Annotated in this window: 16 protein-coding genes; 2 read left to right on the top strand and 14 right to left on the bottom strand. The window is 56.2% G+C overall.

From position 1 onward, the window contains the following. Positions 1-82: 82 nt before the first annotated feature. Positions 83-373, bottom strand: coding sequence for a LexA family protein (locus tag IEI94_RS18860; RefSeq protein ID WP_224750314.1), 291 nt, complete (start codon positions 371-373; stop codon positions 83-85). 562 nt (positions 374-935) lie between these two features. Next, on the bottom strand, positions 936-1,397 hold the full coding sequence (locus IEI94_RS18855) for a very short patch repair endonuclease (RefSeq protein WP_191168785.1): 462 nt from the start codon (positions 1,395-1,397) through the stop codon (positions 936-938). A gap of 47 nt (positions 1,398-1,444) precedes the next feature. Between IEI94_RS18855 and IEI94_RS18850 the strand changes: the two genes are divergently transcribed. Beyond that, positions 1,445-3,142: a DNA cytosine methyltransferase gene (locus tag IEI94_RS18850; protein WP_191168784.1), complete on the top strand. Its 1,698-nt coding sequence runs from the start codon at positions 1,445-1,447 to the stop codon at positions 3,140-3,142. A 106-nt stretch (positions 3,143-3,248) separates the two neighbouring features. On the opposite strand, the gene IEI94_RS18845 is transcribed toward IEI94_RS18850, so the two are convergent. The 12 genes from IEI94_RS18845 to IEI94_RS18790 all read right to left on the bottom strand — a co-directional run bounded on the left by IEI94_RS18845 (position 3,249) and on the right by IEI94_RS18790 (position 17,036). Further along, entirely contained in the window at positions 3,249-5,363 is a 2,115-nt protein-coding gene (locus tag IEI94_RS18845) for an AIPR family protein (RefSeq protein ID WP_191168783.1), read from the bottom strand. Between the two features lie 3 nt (positions 5,364-5,366). Beyond that, the gene (locus IEI94_RS18840) at positions 5,367-6,350 is read right to left on the bottom strand and encodes a PD-(D/E)XK motif protein (protein ID WP_191168782.1); all 984 of its coding nucleotides are present in this window, start codon (positions 6,348-6,350) and stop codon (positions 5,367-5,369) included. Then, positions 6,343-9,105, bottom strand: a complete 2,763-nt coding sequence (locus tag IEI94_RS18835; RefSeq protein ID WP_191168781.1) for a Z1 domain-containing protein — start codon at positions 9,103-9,105, stop codon at positions 6,343-6,345. The genes IEI94_RS18840 and IEI94_RS18835 overlap by 8 nt, the downstream gene beginning before the upstream one ends. Beyond that, positions 9,102-10,604 carry an ATP-binding protein gene (locus tag IEI94_RS18830; protein ID WP_191168780.1) on the bottom strand — a complete coding sequence of 501 codons (1,503 nt, stop codon included), beginning with the start codon at positions 10,602-10,604 and terminating at the stop codon, positions 9,102-9,104. The genes IEI94_RS18835 and IEI94_RS18830 overlap by 4 nt, the downstream gene beginning before the upstream one ends. A gap of 757 nt (positions 10,605-11,361) precedes the next feature. Then, on the bottom strand, positions 11,362-11,859 hold the full coding sequence (locus tag IEI94_RS18825) for a JAB domain-containing protein (protein ID WP_191168779.1): 498 nt from the start codon (positions 11,857-11,859) through the stop codon (positions 11,362-11,364). Positions 11,860-11,870: 11 nt separating this feature from the next. Further along, a complete protein-coding gene (locus tag IEI94_RS18820) occupies positions 11,871-12,482 on the bottom strand; it encodes a lambda exonuclease family protein (RefSeq protein ID WP_191168778.1) in 612 nt (203 codons plus the stop codon). A 58-nt stretch (positions 12,483-12,540) separates the two neighbouring features. Then, entirely contained in the window at positions 12,541-13,299 is a 759-nt protein-coding gene (locus tag IEI94_RS18815) for an ERF family protein (RefSeq protein ID WP_191168777.1), read from the bottom strand. 10 nt (positions 13,300-13,309) lie between these two features. Further along, positions 13,310-13,495, bottom strand: coding sequence for a hypothetical protein (locus IEI94_RS18810; protein ID WP_191168776.1), 186 nt, complete (start codon positions 13,493-13,495; stop codon positions 13,310-13,312). A 107-nt stretch (positions 13,496-13,602) separates the two neighbouring features. Further along, positions 13,603-14,571: a DUF932 domain-containing protein gene (locus tag IEI94_RS18805; protein WP_191168775.1), complete on the bottom strand. Its 969-nt coding sequence runs from the start codon at positions 14,569-14,571 to the stop codon at positions 13,603-13,605. Positions 14,572-14,637: 66 nt separating this feature from the next. Then, positions 14,638-14,955: a hypothetical protein gene (locus tag IEI94_RS18800; RefSeq protein WP_191168774.1), complete on the bottom strand. Its 318-nt coding sequence runs from the start codon at positions 14,953-14,955 to the stop codon at positions 14,638-14,640. Between the two features lie 155 nt (positions 14,956-15,110). Continuing rightward, positions 15,111-16,127, bottom strand: a complete 1,017-nt coding sequence (locus tag IEI94_RS18795; protein WP_191168773.1) for a helix-turn-helix transcriptional regulator — start codon at positions 16,125-16,127, stop codon at positions 15,111-15,113. A gap of 60 nt (positions 16,128-16,187) precedes the next feature. Then, positions 16,188-17,036 (bottom strand): DUF2201 family putative metallopeptidase, encoded by an 849-nt coding sequence (locus IEI94_RS18790; protein WP_191168772.1) that lies wholly within the window; start codon positions 17,034-17,036, stop codon positions 16,188-16,190. Positions 17,037-17,174: 138 nt separating this feature from the next. Between IEI94_RS18790 and IEI94_RS18785 the strand changes: the two genes are divergently transcribed. After that, the gene (locus IEI94_RS18785; protein WP_191168771.1) at positions 17,175-18,275 is read left to right on the top strand and encodes a chemotaxis protein; all 1,101 of its coding nucleotides are present in this window, start codon (positions 17,175-17,177) and stop codon (positions 18,273-18,275) included. The last annotated feature ends 19 nt before the right edge of the window (positions 18,276-18,294 follow it).

The raw sequence follows: 18,294 nt of genomic DNA, 5'->3' as shown, positions 1-18,294 counted from the left end.
TCAGCATGGCTCGATCTCTTGTAGGCTTCGTCACCAACAAGGGAAGGCCATGCGGGTCGGGGGGACAATCTGTTTTGATGATCTACGGACTTATAGCTCCGACGCCGACAACCTGGCACTCCATGTCGACGAGCGGGATCGGAGCGTAGCGAGAGTTGCCGGAACAGAGGCAGGCCACATCGCCGCGCAGCTCATAGCGCTTGACGGTGATCTCACCATCGACCATGTCGACGATGATGTGGCCTGGGCGGGGCTCGATGGAGCGATCGACCACGAGAGTGTCGCCTTCCTGAATGCTCAGGCGCTCCATACTGTCGCCCGTTACCGCCAGGAAGAACGTGGCCGAGGGGCGCTTCACGAATCCCTCATTCAGGTCGAGCGTTCGGCCTTCGTAATCCTGGGCGGGCGAGGGGAAGCCCGAGAGGCCGAAACGGCAGTGCCAGGGTGAGTGGGGCGGGATGTGCTGGGATGAGTCTCTCTGGCGGCATGAGTGACGCCCCTCTAGATAGCTGTGATTTTATACAGTATTATCTATGAGGCCTGCCACAAGCAACAAGCAGTCGCTAATGGAAATTAGCCGCTGAGTGGTTGTCAGGGAAGAGAGATTAGGCGGGTCTTACGTGTATCCCTTTGGATCGCTCGGTGACGACAAGCCTATGCGACCTGGAATGAGCCAGGCTAGACGCTAAGCAATTTTGATGGCAGTGCATTGGTTGGCAGCGGGCTGCGGAGCGCCCTGTCCGCCGAGGAGATCAGCAAAGAGGGCGAATCGATTGCAGACATTTGATGTTCTTGTTCAGGTGAGCTGCCTGGCTCAGCCAGAACACGGCCCATTCAGGTATGGTAATGCTAGCCCCACGAGGATAACCTGGTATCATACGCCGTCCGGAGACGGCTGCGTCCGATAACGGGTTCCGTCACGGAGAAATGCAAGGCTAGGAAGAGCGAAGCCTTGGTGGTCGGGATGGCCACTCCTGATACAGATTGACGGCTTGGATCAGTTCAGGAATGTCGGATAGTTGCTTACGGCAGTGCTTGAAGCCGCATTCCCAGACCACCAGGACACGCCATCCCAACTGCTTCAATTCTTGGCATGCCCGCTGGTCTCGGCGGACATTTGCTTCGAATTTGGCCTCCCAGAATGACGGCCTGGTGCCGGGGGTCGTGGCATAGAAGCAGCCAGCATGCCTGTGCCAAAAGCAACCATGTACGAAGATGACTAGGTTATGAAGCGGCAGGACGAGATCAGGCGACCCCGGCAGATCCTTGCGGTGAAGCCTGAACCGATATCCTTGGGCGTGAAGGTACTTGCGCAGAGCAATTTCGGGATGGGTGTCACGGCCCTTTATCGCCCGCATCATGCGCGAGCGGGTCGAACTATCGACAACATCGGGCATGCTTATAGCCCCCCCACTTTCCAAGAACGAATTGCAGGTTATCATTGATGACGAAGCCGATTCACGTAGTTGACCTCTTTGCGGGGCCGGGCGGCTTAGGCGAAGGCTTCAGCTCGATACGGAAGTCCGACGGCAGTCGTCAATTCCAGACACTCGTATCCGTGGAAAAAGATCCTGCTGCTCATCGTACTCTGACCCTGCGTGCATTTTACCGGTTGCTGCATGACAGTGGCATGGGGATGTCAGCGTATTATGACTACCTGCAGGGAGGCGAGCACCCTTCATGCCGCTCCGACGTGCAGCATCTATGGAAGCAGGCTCAAGAAGAGGCACTTTGTCTGAAGCTGGGAAGTGGAGATGGCAACCGAATTCTCGAGGACCGCCTACGGAAGGAGCTAGCAGGCTGCAACAACTGGGTGCTGATTGGGGGGCCGCCCTGCCAGGCCTATTCGGTAGTTGGTCGTGTGCGCAACCGCGGAAACAAGAATTATCGACCCGAGGAAGACGATCGCCATTTCCTGTATCGAGAATACCTGAACATAATCGCGAGGTTCCGACCTGCTGTCTTTGTCATGGAGAACGTCAGGGGCATGCTGACGTCACGGGTTGGCAAGGACCGGATCTTCGGTCAGATACTGGAGGACCTGCGTGATCCTACCAAAGCTACCGGGCACAAGGGTCCTAGAAGCGTGATGTCCAAAAAAGATGGATACACGATCTTCTCTGTCGAGGATGAGCGAGTCTACTACCCAAGAAGCATAGGACTTTTCGACTCCCCTGCCCCACTCGAGGAGGAAGAATACAACTCCTTTGTGATCAAGGCCGAGCAGCACGGCATACCCCAGGCTCGTCACCGTGTAATCTTGGTTGGTGTACGCAACGACATTGTCACACATTTAGGCGCTTCAGTGATCGCCACTAGCATTCAGATGCCAAGGAGTGGTGATGACGTAGAAATGACTGCCGCGCAGGTCTTAGACGAGCTTCCGGCACTTCGCAGCGGGTTGAGCCGTCATGATTCCAAAGATGCTTGGTATGCGACGATCAGACGTGTGGCTTACAAGGTCGCAAAAGAGCTGCAACGCCACCATAGTGAGCATATCAAGCAGGATGACAGAGAGCGTATTGCAGAAGAGCTTCTCGAGATAGCGAAAGCTCCGCACGAAGAGCTGGACAGACGCCACGATTCCAAGGCGAAACTTAGACCTGTCGGCCCGACGACAGAGCTCGAGAAGTGGTACCACGGCGCTCAGAACCCGAACGTGCAGGGGCTGTGGTACAACCATGAGGCTAGGAGCCACATGGAAACTGACTTGGCCAGATATCTGTATTGCGCGACTTTTGCCAAGGTCATGAAGCGTTCGCCGATCGGCACCAAGGAGATCTATCTGGACTCTCTCGCCCCCGATCATGCCAACTGGAAGTCCGGAAAATTTGCCGACAGGTTCAAGGTGGTCCTAGAGGGGCAGCCATCCAAGACGATTACGAGCCACATTTCCAAGGACGGACACTATTTCATCCATTTCGATCCGTACCAGTGCCGTAGCCTTACGGTTCGCGAGGCGGCGCGGCTGCAGACATTCCCTGATGACTACTACTTCGAGGGAAACCGGACCGAGCAGTATGTTCAGGTGGGAAATGCCGTCCCCCCCCTTCTCGCTCAGCGCATTGCCGCCAAGGTGAAACAGGTTATGGATCGGGTAGAGCTAAATGAGGAGAAGCAGGCTCAGGCAATCCAGGCCTGAGCCAAGGTCTCAAGCATAGCCCGGCCCTTCACAACTCTATCTGAAGTGACCCCTATCCACTTACTAGCTCATTTCAAGAAAATCACGGCACTATCCAACCTGATCATCAATTATAAGTTTTTTCAACCCCTCCTTGGTGTTGCTCTGTGAAGCCCTCCTCTTTCAATTTTTCAAGAGCTTTCACAGCGATACTACACTGCCTATCGGATGGAATATAGTTTGGTATCCTACTACATTTCTCCAGAACTCCAGATTCAGCAGGTGAAAGAAGCTTATACTTCATCCCCCAATCTAGAGCTTGCCTCCAGAACAATCCTCCGCAGTTAACAACAAAAATCACGTTATTAGTTTTTGAAATTTCAGCTTGCTCACTACGTTCTTGGTTAACCGCCGAAGCGGCTTCTACCGGTGTGATCAGAAACTCTGTCAACCCTAAAGAATAGATTATTTTTCGATCTTGCATCTGAGCCCAGCAGGCCTGCTTTTTGGCCCATTCGCTCATGTTCCGAACACCTTCCGGTGGGTGAATGATAACGTCATGAGCCTCCTCAGCCGTCAATAGGAGCGCATCTTCCAAGGGCTCAGGGACCGACTGCTGCCGCCAGACACTGTCGAGGTCGACAAGCTTACCCTGCTCGTATGTGTCATAGGCCAGCTTGGCCATGGAGTAGGTGACTATGTTCGCTCTATAACCACCTTCGTACCACGCTTGCTGTGGAACAATCTTTTCGAGCCGGCGAAAGATTATTGCCTTCGCTATCATTCGCTTGAACCAAGTTTCATCAAATCTCTTATCAGACTTGCTCCACTCCTTGGCTACTTCTTTTTGAAAAGCGACAAAGTTTTTCTGCGCACCACCACTAACAATATGCGGCAAGCCGGCCCAAGAATTCTCAAATTTTGCCAAATCTGTCTTATTGAAATACTGTGGCCGAGGATACTCCGAATCGAACTTTCTTCGTTCTGCTTCGGTTCGTCGACTACGTTCGTCCGGAAATTGACCACGCGCCCTCTCGTAGAACCACTTAGTTTCCTGATATGCGTTCGATCCTTTTGGCGCAAGCACACGCCGTGAAAACTCCTGCAACCGCACTTGGAATGGATGATTTGATGCCAGATCGGCGTCATTTACTTTGTTCTGACTATTGGCATAAAGCGAAATATTAGGAATAATGTTATCTTCCATATCAGGTGGCACTACATTTAATTTCATTTGAATGTAAACCTCGGCCAGGCGTGATTTTGGACGATTGGAACGTTTTTTTCGTGCAGCATGAATTGAGGCTGTTGTCTGGCCACCATTCACGATCTGAAGATTGTCCGCATAGACGAGGACTGGGCCATCATCCGTCTCGCGTATTTCAACCTTATCAGCGGTCGCTGTAATGCCATTATTATAGGCAAAAAACATTTCCGGCTGATCTTCCAGAGTTTCGCGAATCCCACGGTTCACTTTCCCTCGTGCTTGAAGGAAGCTACGCACATTCGCTTCAAGAAGGCGTGTCCCCCACTTCTCGTAGATCTCCCCCAGCTGGCTTCCACGGATCACAGCCATATAACTTTCTAGCGAGGTGCTCCCCATCGATGCTCGCAGAACGGGCAATGCTCCACCGAAATCTTTTTCAAAATCGATCAGAAGATCTTCGCGAGTCTGGCCAGAACGAATGAACTTTTCAATTCTCGCCAAGTCCCAAACGCTGTAAGTGATAGGTTTTTCATCAATTGATCCTGCTGATAGGCCATCCGCCTTCACTCGCTTTTCTGCGTTCGTGATTAGAATCAGCTTGACCTTTTCAACACTAGACCATGTGGTTGCAATGAGATCAGCCAGCATGAAGCCCGAGCTTGTTTCCTCCAGCTTTTCTCGAAAATCTTCTCTAAGGGCATGTCGAAGAAAGACCGCCAAGCGATTGAAGCGTGACTTTAGCTGTTCGCCTCGGAAAAGCCGAACTTCGTCTGTGACTTGGAAATCACACAGAATCAAGCTTAGAATGCCTTGGGCATCCCGTGGATCACCACCGTAACCATCCACCTGCAGTACAACCCCGTTTTGGCCCGTACCCTCGAAATACGCATAGTCCGCGCCATCCAGTTCGCCCGCTTCGGTCAGGATGTCGCCCATCTTTTCGAAGAAGGCCTCCGTGGTGTATGTCCCACCAACATCTGCCTCGCCTTGGATGTCCGCGATTAGTTCCCTATGAAATTCACTGAGCTCCGACATGTATCACATTCCCTCTGTATCAGTGGAAGATTGAGTCTTCGCGATCTTGGTCAGAAGCTGGTCATCTTCGACCATGAACGCGGTACAGGCATCGAGTGCGATCGCATATTTCACGTTGAGAACACCCATAGGTACGGGAGAAGGAATGCGGGGAAAGCCGTCCTCTACACGGAATGCAGTGCGCTTACCAACGGTCCAGCGTCTATCACTGTAGTCGTGAGCCCAGTCAAACCCTGCTGCTGCTAGCAGTCGCTCCCAAGTGCCATAGGCAGCCAAGGTCGTGGACTGAAAGATATCCTCCACGACCTGAATATGATCCGAAAGTGTCATTCCCTCTGGCTTGATTGCGGCATCGACGTCATGGACCAGCAGAATGACATCGGCGCCTGCCACATCCGCGAGCTGGTCTGCGGATGAGATCTGTACCTGTGGCCTTGCTGCACCCCGGCGCGCCTTCACCTCTATGCACATGCCATGAAGCTCGAAGTCCTTCGCGCCGTCTTCGGGGCCACGCCAAGCTTCGATCGCCGCTTCTGCCCCGATCTCGGCGCAGAGGAGGTGGAGTACCTGAAGCTCCCCGACCAATCCTCTCTGTTCCTCGACACTCAAGCGCTCAGAAGACCCACCCCGCAGCAGATGGTGCCACCGCAGAGTACGCCGCACGGTGCGATCCAGGGCATCGGAAGGTGTTTCCCCTTGCTCACCTGCCGAGACGATGTCCATGCAGAGGTTGGCGAAAAGATCGACTTGTTCTGGATCACGGAGCGCCACGAGTAGCGCGTCTCGCGCCCCCAATTTCCGATATCCTATATCCAAGCTCTTGATCTTCGGAAGCGGCAGGACCCTCTCGGTACCGTCCGGCAGAGCGAGCGCGAGGGCCACGTCATCGTTTTCGACAACCGCCCAGAAAAAATCTTGGCGCCCTCGCTTGTCGACGCGGCGCGCTTCATCGAATTCCAGTCCATGCCACGGATTAAATTCAGACATCCACCATCTCCGCATCCTCATCGAGATCTTCCTCGCCGAACAATTCGCGGAGCATGGTGGTATTCATGACATACTCGACCTTCTTGTCCGGATACGACGAGCGGGGAAAGCTGATCCCGAAAGCAACGACCGGTTCCTTCGGCAAAAGCTTTTCATTCGCTTCAGGGTGCTCCGTCTTGTCAGGAAGCTTGACCGAAAGCAGGAAAAGTACCATAAGAGGTTTCTTGCGCACCCCCCTGTAGATATGGTCTGGAAAATTCGACTTCCCGGGTCTATCGAGACAGTGGTCCTTCAGAAAGTCGGCTTCGGCACGGGTAGCATCCTCTAGTGCCACACCAATTTTTTCGACTCCCCTCGAGGCAACACGCGCACGTGATCCACTGACCGACAATATGCCGTCCTTAAGGTTATCAACACCTATGCTCCTTCGAGCAGGGCCGATCGGCCAGCCGAGGATATCCGAATTGGCCTCGTTACCGCTGACGCTTGCGAATAAAACATCCCATTTGCCAAGTTCATCAAGGGCACGCTCATTGATATATCGGCGTAGTGGTTCAATGGTCGTCCCTACGCTTTCTCGAGCATTCCGGAAACGAAGTAGGAAATCATCTATAAGAGCCACATCGACGTCTCTTAGGAGGAAGCCACCGCTCACACGCGCATCATCGGTCAAGTGATGACCGTCTGCTTGCAGAGCTAAGGCAAGAGCCCGGGCTGCGCTCCTGTTGCCCTCCTGAATTTCAGGGGAGTTGATTAGCTTGTGTGTTTCGACATAACCGTTTGAAAGGCCAATCTTCACATGTTTCTCGCCAGATCCCAGCTTGTTTCGCGCGGTGACCAGGAGGGACGAAGGATGACTACGCACCGCCAGACCGAATTGCAGGGGCGTCGCCTTATCTCGCTGCATGCGACGCAGCTCTTCGTGAAGTTCCTCGGTGGCCTCGGCGATATGGGCATACCAGCCTATCGCCTGAGGCGGCATCCAGATCCGGCACAGATCCTCATATTTACCCCGGTAGCCAAACCAGCGCCCCATCTGCATGAGAGTGTCATACATCATTGAGTTGCGCAGGAAGTAGGAGACGGTCAGCCCTTCGAGGGTGAGGCCTCGCGACAGTGAGAAGCCCCCGACTGCGATCACGGTCAGCCCGCGCTCACCAGCCGCGGAGTAATCGAGGTCATTGACTCGACTGTTCACCTCGACGACCTTCGCACCACCTATCGAGCTGAGCATCTGCGTCTGGATCTCGCCCCAATCCGACCATGCTTCATGGTACTCGGCGGCCCATATATCACGCAGCGCTGCAATCTCCGGATCCCGAATGCCCCGCTCACCCAGAGACGCGTTTATGCGGATGGAATCCCGGATCGTGTCGAGCGCCTCCTGAAGCCTGTTGCGTATAAGGCCCTGCATGCGGGTGAAACGGCTCGAGTTGACCAGCATCGAGGCGTGCTGCTCGCGCTGTCCCCGCAAGTCCCGGATGGTCCGCGCAATAAGAAATGCACGGAGCGCCTCGATCATGCTGGGGGGGACCGAAACGAGATCGTCGTCAATCTTGTGCCGGATCGGTAGAACATCCTCGTTGTCGATGATGTTGCGCAGATAGAGCGGCTCTTCCTCATCCGGCATGCCATCGAGGAATACCTTGCGTGGCCCGAAATAGTTGTTCGGGGCATCGAGGCCGATGATGAAATCCCGTGGAAAAAGGTCTTCCGCCTCCATCGCTTCATCCTGCTCAGGGTCGATGAAGATGTTTGCGAACGGGGTCGCGGTGTAACCTACATAGCAGCTGCGGCGGAAAAGGCCGAGCAATTCCCGTATCTGCCCGTTGATCCTGGAGACCTCGTTCTTTCCGTATTTTACATTGATGGATGCATTGTCCGCCTCATCATCGATCAGCAGCATTGGCTGGTCGACCATCTCGGACGAATGGTTGGCACTGTGCTCGCGCAGCCACTCGGTCAGGTTGCGCAGGGTATGAGTATTCTTCTTGATCACGAGCACGACCGGTACCGCATAGGAGGCGATCTGGCTCGTGTTCGAGGTAGCGGTGGTCTTGTTGAAATCCTTGATCGTATTGGTGAGGCTGACTGGGGTGAACCTGTCATCGAACTCGGCAACCCCGATCAGTTTGGGCTTTTCGCGGGTGCCCAACTGGGCGAGGCGACCGGTATCGCGCCCGATGAAGCCCTCATCGATTCGTCCTTGAGTCTGGTTACGCAGGTTGCTATGGATCCCTGCGATCACGATGATCAACCGATATCCGGCATCGGCGGCCTTGCAGACAAGACCGGTATAGTTGGCAGTCTTTCCGCTCTGGACATGCCCGACGACCATGCCCTTTCGATCCCAGTGCCGTTTGTCTCGTGGGTTCCCGAGGCGTCCAAGGATCGTGTCCGTTATTTGGTCTGTCCCGTAAATGACGTCATGAGGAAGTTTTTTCTTGAAAAGTAGTTTCTTGTAGCGCGACCAGTAGTACCAAGGATCGGATCCACTCTCGATTTCCGGACGAACTCTCTCGAGCCACGGTTCGAAGTCACTGGCGTCCACCGTAGCACCAAGCCCCATACTGACGCCGATCCGTTCCTCGATCGCGCGCGCCAGCATCTCGGCATCCTCATCATTCACATCCGGGAAAATCGGCGCCTGGCGTACTGAGGCAATAAGCCCTCTGATCCCTTCCGGGGTGCGTCGAGTGCTATCCGCAAGCCCTTGGGACACCATGTTATCAAGCATGTCTAACTGGCCTGTCATTCTGGGCCTCCCTTCTCGAAAATTATGGCGAGCACGGGCTCAACCCGCTCCCACTCGTTTCGAAACATATCAGTCGTCTTCAGCATTGAGCGTATACCCGCTTCAGAGATACCCTGCTCGAGTAGGTGCGGAACCATCGAGTGCAGGGCCTGCTCAAGCGCACCCATCTCCGCCTCTGTCGACTTGACGGTCTCGGCCTGGCCCAGCAGGTCAGCGTGCAGTGAGTCTACCGGCAGGCCAGCGCCGACGAGCGAGATGCAGTTCCTGAACCCCTGCCGTAGGCCTTCGGGCAGGCACTCCTCGAACTCGACGAGGACTGGATGATTGGAGTTCGGCTGATAGACGATCGACCCATCCTTCAGAAGCCGTTGCCACATTGGTACCCGTGACTCGTCGGTCAGCTTCTGTCCCCGCTGTCTATAGGTGCGCTTGGATGTATGCACAAAGCGTTCTACGATCTTCTTGAGCCGCTCGCGTACCACTGGTGGCAACTGAGCGGACGCCTTCTTGACGTCGATCTTCCAATCGGCATCCATCGTGTTCGGGATGTCCAACCTGATACGGCACAGCTTGGTTAGCTCGGTCTGTCGCGCTAGGCCAAGCCAACTACCACTGATAATCAGGCGATCACCACGGTAGATGTAGAAACCCTGTGATCTTAGGTGTCCTTCGGGCCCACCAAGCTTATCCCACTCGTCTTTCTGCAGGAGCTTGTGGTGGGGAATGGTGAAGCTGCGAATACGCACAATACCTTGCGCGAGGGTCAGTGTTTCTTCGGGATCAATCTGGGTTGCTGGGTGTTTCGTAGCGAACGGGTCGATCGGATCCAAGACGCGATCATTGATGGATATCGAGAGCTTGCCCTTACCGCCGCGTTCCATGAAGCGGTGAAATACAATCCGGAGATGCCTCTCCGCACCCGCCAACGCACTGTTGATATGCTGCGCACGTTTCCGTGCATCGTGCCGATATCCGCCATCTACCCGATCTAATTTCTCCCAAAGAACCAAAGTTCCGTCGCTGCGTAAAAGGTCAGCGTGGGGGATGTTGCTGTCGTCCTCGATCAACGAGATCTCCCAGCGGTCGGTCTCGGCAACGTCGTCTAGGTCCCATCGCGCACCAGCCAGAGAGCCGCCTCGTCGAGACAAAACGGTTAACCTGCGGCATTGAGAAAAACTGGCGCTCTTGAGGCCTAGACCGAACCGCCCGAGGTCAGATGCTGTCCTTTCCTCGCGAGGGTTCCTGCTGCCTAGTCGCAACGCTTCGATTAAATCTTCCTGATCCATGCCGCTACCGTTATCGATAATTGCAATCGATGGGCTATCGGTAAGGGTGTCCGCGAAAATGCGGACGGTGGATGCGCCCGCAGTTATAGAGTTGTCGATGATGTCAGCAAGAGCAGTTGACAGCGAGTACCCTATATCCCTCAAGCTCTCTATCAACGCCGAGGCTCGCGGTGTCGCATCTGCTTTGGTAAAACTTTTATTAATCAAAGGCATAGCTTTGCTTTTTAATCTGGGATGAGACAAACAGCATCATATTGTCCGTACCGGGTTGATCTGTTGAGGAGTGTTCATGACTACCTTGCGGCCCTAGGGATCTTGTCATCCGTCGAGGTGATCTGGCGCAATGGGGACTCGATGAACAGTCGGCTTTTCTCGAAGCAGGGCTCAGGCCACACTCGAAACGTGCGGCGGCATAGTAGAGCACACGGATTGTGTCGCTGGGATCGGCTCGGCGGAAGAACCATTCGCAACCGCGGATGGCCACTCGCCTGCCGGGGACGCATAACACCTGCATACCAGCCTCCTGCTCTGACTTCTAAGCCACTTCAGCTACCGGATGCGAGAGAAATGCTATGGAAAGGATGAGAGTCAGGCCATGCATCTCATGTTGCATTAAGTCAAATTGTTGCTTTGGGTAGCAATCCAGTTAACTTAGGCTATCATCCGAACGGGCCGGCTCACAGGAGATAGATCATCATTTGGGTGGGTTCATTCGTCTGATGCCCCTCACCTCAGCAGGCTTTGGCTGTGCCTTTCTCACTGCCGGAGCCTCATTTTTCCAAGATCGCGACGGCACCTGTATTCCTGTGGCTGTCAGTCAGTTCGCCGGGGCAGTCCAGTGCAGGCGACAAGGCCCGCTGATGGGGCGAGGCCTGCCAATTACAGCAAAAAATAAATGCTTATGGTGATGGCGGTGCCGCCACTGAGAGGCGGCACCGGCATTATGTCGTGGGACTGACAATTGCCAGCGCTACAGATACCCACGCTCAGCAAACGACTCGCATCCTTCGCTACCGACCACGATGTGATCGTTAACGCGGATCTCCACCAGGCCCAGCGCTTCCTTCAGCCGCTGGGTGATGCGTCGGTCGGCATCGCTGGGCTCGGGATCGCCGCTTGGATGGTTGTGGACCAGTATGACGGCGGCGGCATTACAGCTCAGCGCTTGCTTGACCACCTCACGGGGATAGACGTTGGCCGCGTCGATGGTGCCGCGGAACAGCTCCTCAAATTTGATGACCCGATGCTGGGTGTCGAGGAAGATGGCACTGAATACCTCGTGTTCATAGTCCTGCAGCAGGATCTGCAGGTATTCGAAGGCCAGCGCCGGCTGGGTGATCTTGCGCCCCTTGGCCAGCCGGCGACGAGCGAAGGCCTGGGCAATGCTCAAGAGCTCCGCCTCGGTGACCGGCGCGGTGATGCGATAGGTGCCGGCAGTCTCGCCGGCACTCAGCTTGTGATGGTTCATGGTGTCTCTCCTCAGGCGGCCATGACCATGGCCATGCGACGCTCCAGTTCTTCGTAGAACGCCTCCACGCGCTCGGCGATGGTGCGGATCATTGCCTCATCCCGGTAAGCCCGCTTCACGAACAGCGGCATCCCGGGCCAGTAGCTGACGAAATCGATCCACTCCCGTTCACTGACCCACAGACCACCCTGGCACTGAGCCACGTGCTCCTGGGGCAGCTCGCCGTCCAGCAGCAGTTCGATCTGGACCTTGGGCAGCTTGGTCTTGATCTCTGCCAGGCCGTTGTTGTCCACCAGGCAGTCGGGGGAATAGCCCACCCCGTGGTTGAGGATGATGCCGACCTGCTCCAGGCGGGACAGGCCAGTGGCCTCCTGGTAGAGCTCCCGCGCCACCGGCTCCAACTGGTGACCGCGCTGGGTGTGGGCATTGCCTTGAAAGGCCTCCGAGGGTTCCCCGGTGATGCGCTCACCGATCAATTGATGCATATAGCTGATGGCGCCGGTACCAAAGCCTTCCGGCCCCTTGCCCTTGACCAGCAGTGTCTTCAGCTCGGACATGGTGACGATGCCAAGACGGGCGGCATGCCACTCGGGCGTGCCCTGTTCCAGTGTCAGGATCTGCATGACGATCTCCTTGGTGACATGACGGCATAGCAGCGAGGGTGGGCCCCTCGCCGATCGCTTAGTGATGTTGATGATTGGGCAGAGCCCGCTTTTGCAGGGAGGCGCGTAGCTTGTCGAAATCGCTGCGGGGGACCCGCTCGACGTCGCCGTACTTGCCGACGAACCACTCCTGGGTCGTGACGGGACAAGCGGTGATCAGCTGCTTGAGCTGAGCGGCCTGGAACGCCGTGACCACCTTCACCGGTGGCGCAGCACCCTGGCCGTTATCGTCCTGTCCGCGGGTGGTGATGTTGAGTAGCGCGCACAGCACGTAGCGCTTGCCATAGCTGGTGGAGGAGCCAAACGCCTGCACGGCGTTCTTGTTGCCGCTCACGTCCGCTGGCAGCAGCATGCTGGTCTCTTCCCGGTGTCCCTCCTGGTGCATCAGCACGCCAGTGACCTGAATGCCTCGCTCCTGGGTTTGGATACGGAAGCTCACCGCGAAGCCGTGGCGCTGCATGATGGGCCGCACGGTGTCGACGATATCCTCGAGGGTGGCATAGCCGCCGTTGTTGCCCTGGCCTCGCTCCACAATGCTGGGTAGCTCCGTCTGCATCGCCGCCATGGCGGCGCAATAGGCCATCAGCGCCTGGCGGTCGAGGACGCGCTCCTGCATCTGCAGCAGGCGCTCCATCTTGTCGATGTCGACGTCGGGGTTGAGGGCCGCCCGCTCGATCACCTGGATGATCGCGGTGCTCTCCTGCAGTGGCTGGGGTGTCTGGTGGGGTGATAGCGGAGAGCTGTTCTTGCCGTGCTCGGGATGAATGGGCGTTGCCATGGTGATCTCCTTACAGGTAGCGGTTGATGACGTCATGGAGCTGATCCGCCGGGACCGGCTCCAGCGACACGACCACGCGGTAGACCTGGCCCTTGGCCAGCACGTGGGTGTGGGTTTCACGTTCACCGGCCCCCAGCAGCTGACGAGTCAGCTGAGTCAGGGCCCGGCACATCTCAAAGGTCATGGGGGGTTGCATAGGCACCTCCAGAAACACAAACGCCCGGCCTTCGAGGGGCTGGGCGTTATGCCGTGATGGGGATAATCGATAGGGGTGGAACAAGCCGCTAGAATCACCGACGGCGATCAGGCCACCAGTGCCATCGCCGACTCCAGGGCCTTGTCCTTGAGGCTGGCGCCCTGGCCGAACCAGGCGGAGTCCATGCGGTAGTCATTACTGCGTGCCCGCTTCTCGTGGTCGACATACTCGGTGATGGCGTTGAGCAGGCCCCAGGCCGTGCCCTGCGCGGTGCACAGCTGCGAGCCGCGCCCTTCGCTGTGGTAGAGCTTTTGAACGCGATTGAGCGCCCGGTAGTTGGGCAGTTTGGACGGATCGTCCAGCGGTGCCTCGGTATTGCAGATCACCGACTGGAAGTAGGCCTGCACTTCCTCCTGGCTGACCTTGCGCTCGGCCAGGGTCTTGATGCGATACATGAAGCCGTCCCACTGGGCGACCGAGATCCCCAGCTGCTGCTTGACTCGCTGCGGATTGAACTCGGTGCTGTGCGGCACCTTCACCCCCTGTGCCATGCCATCCACGGCAATGGTCAGGGTGTTGTTGCAGACCACCCGCACCGAGGTAGGTGTGGCGACGGTGGCCAGCGAGCCATCACAGGACGTAGCCAGTAGCAGGTAGGCATTGACCTGGTCCTGCCCCTTCAAGGCCGTGCCCAGTCCACTCCGGGCCAGGGCCCAGAACTTGCGACCGCCCTTGAGCACGCCCGCGGTCTCCAGCTCATAACCGGCGTACTCGGTCAGATCCCGGTAGAACTCCAGCACCTCCTCCGGCTGGACCACCTTGTAGCGCTGCGAGACCACCGACAGCGGTGCCCGGGTATCCGAGCGATAGAGCACCTTCTGCTCAGGGAAGGAGTGGATGCTGCCCAGGTGCCCCGCGCCATCAGCAATGAAGCGCACCGGGGACTCTTCGATGTGCCAGTCCATGCCGGCCTGTTGACGCCAGACCTCGAGTGGTTGATGACGTGACAGCCGCTGCCCCAGGCCATGCCAGGGGGTATCGCCGACGTAGGCCATGTGTTCGATCAGATGAGCCATGGGAAATCTCCTCAACGAAAAAAGCCGGCAGATCGCCGGCGGGTAGGTGGTGGTAAGGGAAAGGGGTCAGTTCAGAACGCGGAAGGCATGGCCACAGCCCCAGCACAGCCAGGGCGTGCCCTCGCCGGGTGGAAGCAAGTGCTGGACCATGCGATTACCGGCCGAGGCACCCGCAATCCCGCCCGTCGCGGCACCCATCACCGCAACGGCGATTCGACTGAGCGGGAACTGGACCGATGACACCAGCAGACGACTGGGCGAGTAGAGCGACACATAGGCTCCTTTGATGGAGCCGGCCAGTGCACCGGCGGTGGTGCCCAACTTCCGGGCCGTCTCGAGGTTGATGACGCGCTGCGAGGCACAGCGTGAGCAGGGTGGGGACATAGCAGGTCTCCTGTGCCGATGGAAAAGCCCGGGGAGGGCTCAGGTCACAGGAGTGATATAGGTATCAAAATGGATGGAATGTTGTACCCGAACGTCGAAACCGTTCTATGGGGCAGCCGTTCTATCATGCACCCGCGAAGGCGTAGGGATCTGCACTAGGCTTTAGCCATAGAACGAGCAACTATCTCTTCGGCAGTGGTGAGGATTTTTTGTCGCCAGGCATCAGGCTCCAAAACCTCTACGTTGGTCCCCATGCCCATAAGCCACCATAGAGTCTGCTGGTCGTCGGGTACTTCAGCTGTAAGGCGCTGCCAGTCACTGCTAGGGAGGGGGGTGAAGCTCTGCTCGGTAGACAGGGGGGTCTCCGTGAGTAGCCAAACCACTTGAGGAGCTACATTGGCGACTAGAGTCACATCCTGGGGGCTCTGCCGGTAGCCAAACGCGCCGCCATGGATGTAGTCATCAAGATCGAAGTCGATAGACTCCCGCCAGGCAGCTTTGCTCAGGCTGGCTTCCTCAATGCGGTGCAGGGCGAATTGGCGGATGTCGGTGTAGCCGTTAACCGTAGCCAGTAAGTACGTAACGCTATGGCGGCTAACCAGTCCCTGTGGGTGCAGGGTGAACTGCTTTTCCACTTCGGCGCTGCGAGACAGGTAGGTCACGTTGAGGGCGCGATGCGTCATCAACGCCTGGGACACGGTCTGCCAGATTTCCTCTGCCAGCGGAGCTGGTAGGAGCGCCTTGCCGTTGGGGATGGCCCGAACGCGCCTGGCCCACTGGCTTAGTCCATTCGCTTCCAGATCGTCGAGCAGCTGTCGGGCATCGCGAAACTGTGGTGTCAATTGGCCGATCACTACCGGAGGCAGCAGTCCTTTCAGGTATTCCTCGGCCAGCACCAGGGTAAGTGCGCTGGGTACGTCGAGCGCTGGCAGGCTGCAGTGAAAGTCTCTGTCGAAGTACCAGCGATAGGGCTTGCTGCTGTCGTCACACCCCAGTGGGAAATGCAGCGACAGCCGATCACGCAGGTCTCGCTGCAGCGACCGGGTATCGATATGAAATCCGCGCTCATGCAGCTTTTCCAGTAGTACTGGAGTGCTGATCCGGCCTGGGCTGCGTGGGATCAGCTGTAACAGGGCCAGGTAGCGGAACAGGGTCTCGCGTATCTCGGACATATACACTCTTTGTCGCTGGGTGGGGCTGAGCCAACAGCCTAAGGGAACTTCGCAAAAGAATCATCTACGCGTTAGTAGCCAGGCGGCCACCGCGTTGGGCAAACAGGAGGTGCCGAGATAGTCTCGTACCACGTTGTGAATGCGTTGACGCCAGGCATGGTCAAGATACTTGACCTTATCGGCGCTTGGAGACAAGTCGATTTGCCCGGCCAAACGGTCCAGGCTGTACTCCGCTTCGGGCCATGGATGATCGGCCAACCAGGCATAGACTTCGAAGACACTCCGCGCTATGCATGCCGGGAACAATATCGCATCGTCGGCCAGCGGGAAGCCGAGCAGCAGCAATTGAGCATTCACGGCATGGTCGCAGGCTAGGTGCCAACGATGTTCGTCATGCTGCTGAATGGGGCGATAGTCCCCGGCCGCGGCGTGCCAGACTAGATGAGCCTGCACGAAGCGGCGTGTTGTGGTATCGAGGCCAGCACTCCAGTCCGTATTCACCAGCAGGCGAGCGCCATCGGTGGTCGCTGTCTTCACTTCGCCTAGGGCCTGCTCGATAGGCAAGCCTTCTGCGAGTCTGGCAGTGGCAGGGTGCTGGATTCTCCAAGCCCGGCGGTCTTCTTCCCATTGCCCCAATATTTTGGCTCGGCAGGGTGTGTGCGTTTTACTGCTGCTCATGGGCTCGAGTGCTTCTGTTGTCCTAGTCATAGTCATGCCTTTGGCTTGTCTTGTGTTGGCAGCCAGACTCGTGCCGTCGAGCGACAATAGACGTCGCATGTCATGCAAATGATTTGAGAAGAGAAGCACTCCAAGTTGCGACACATATTGTCGTGTCAGCAATTCAAGCTCGTTATGACGATAAGAACGGGGCTTAGCGCCTGTCGCGAAGAAAAATGCCTCAAGGATCATTGCTCTCGGCCGATATGAACAGTGATACCCCTAAGACCCAGGGGGATTCACCTGCTATATAGAGCTTTTCTTATGTAGCCTGAGGTCGAATTGCAGCGTATGTGAGAATTTCTGCTGGAAATTAATAAGGACATAGTTATGCCACTTCCCATTATCCTTGCTGGAGCAGCCTTGGCTAGCGCCGCCTACGGCGCGAAAAAAGGCTACGACGGTTATCAGAGCCACTCGGAAGCCGACAAGATCGTTGCGAGTGCTCAGCAGCGCTATGACGAAAAGCGAGAAGTGTTTGACAAGCAGGAAACCACGACGACGGCAGCGCTTGAGGCGCTTGGAAAAAAAGAGCTTGAGATTGGCAAGCGCCTTGGTGAGTTCAAGATTCTGGCAGACAAGCTTCAGCAAAAATTAAATGCTGGGCGCAAGAACAAGCTGGAAGTCAATATACCCAAGCATAAACTCCAAGAAATAGAGGAGTACAGCTACACTGCCGTTGGTGTGCTGGGTACACTAGCAGGGGCCAGTACTGCTGGCGCTGCCGCAGGGTTTGCAGTCTATGGTGGAGTCATGGCTCTCGGGGCTGCTTCTACAGGCACTGCGATATCATCACTGGCAGGTGCTGCTGCTACCAAAGCAACCTTGGCTGCGATTGGTGGTGGGTCTCTGGCAACTGGTGGCATGGGCATAGCCGGTGGGACGGCAATTCTCGGCGCTGCAGTAGCTGGCCCTGTATTGGCAATTGCAGGCTGGGCTTACAATAGCCACGGTGAAGAAGCGCTAAGAAATGCTCGCAAGGCAGACAAAGAAGTCAATGAAGCCATCGAGAAGCTGGAGCAGGCCATCAAGCACCTTGGCCAGACAGTGGTGTATGTGACGAGGATAAAAGTAACTTTGGCTTCTCTTGATGACCAGTTTAATTTGTATTTTGATCAACTCAAAGAAATCGACGATCATCTGCAGGTTATCAAAAGCCAGAACCTCGATATGGCTCAGGAATTAAGCAGGCTTGATGGCGAGATTATGCGTGCTATTGAAAATGGCTATGCTTTAGCTACCATTTTGGTTGATCTTATTACGACTCCAATCTTCAAAGTGAAGGTGGTTGATGGTGCTATTGCCATGGATGAAAATGGTGTGCCCGTGATGGAGACAAATGAAGAGGGATCTATGCTGCTAAACGATGGCGAACTGGATAACCAGCTTGAAAAAGCTACGACCAGTGCGGAAGCCGTTGAGGCAGCTTGACTAGTCTTAGGGGGAGTTA

Source organism: Halomonas sp. ML-15 (genome assembly GCF_014779595.1).
In the GTDB taxonomy this organism is placed as follows: domain Bacteria; phylum Pseudomonadota; class Gammaproteobacteria; order Pseudomonadales; family Halomonadaceae; genus Franzmannia.
The sequence above is the reverse complement of the archived record's forward strand: the minus strand, read 5'-3'. Positions and strand labels throughout refer to the sequence as shown.